The organism is Chryseobacterium viscerum, from assembly GCF_002899945.2.
Taxonomy (GTDB): Bacteria; Bacteroidota; Bacteroidia; order Flavobacteriales; family Weeksellaceae; genus Chryseobacterium; species Chryseobacterium viscerum.
The window spans coordinates 1-503 of record NZ_PPEG02000037.1; the positions used below are offsets into that span (position 1 = coordinate 1).

The 503-nt window shown below is 58.6% G+C and carries 1 protein-coding gene; it reads right to left on the reverse strand.

Annotation, left to right across the window (positions count from 1 at the left end; all coding sequences use genetic code 11):
* Positions 1–64 precede the first annotated feature (64 nt).
* On the reverse strand, positions 65–503 hold a 439-nt coding region (locus tag C1634_RS25670; protein WP_133248983.1), incomplete at its 5' end, for a S24 family peptidase.

The window sequence follows — 503 nt, forward strand, 5'->3', positions numbered from 1 at the left end:
TCGCAGGCCGAGGTCGACAGCTTAGCTATAGATTTCATCAATCGTACTGATAGCATTTTCTTCCTCAGTGCTTCCTGCGCCTCATGACGGACCACCAGAACACCCACCCGATCACGCTGATGCCACCGTCACGCATCTGATCCTTGGTGTACTCCTCATCGGGGTACTCGTCCCGGTTGTAGCTGCGCAACCGGATGCCGCCGCCAGGCAGGCGATAGACGAACTTCACCCGCAGCAAGTCGTCATGCTTCAGGGCGTAGATCTCGCCGTCCACGATCGTGTTGACCGAGAGATCGACGCCGATGATCGAGCCGTCTGCAATAAGCGGCTCCATGCTGTTGCCTGTGACGTTCACGCAGACGGAGGTGCTCTTGTCGACGGCAGCCTCGCGCAGAGTTGCCTTCGGGAATCGAATCTTGCGCTTGGCCAGTTCGAGGTCAGGCACTCGCCCACCGCCCGCCGCTATCTCGACCTCATCGAAGTATGGGATTTCAACCTCGTCC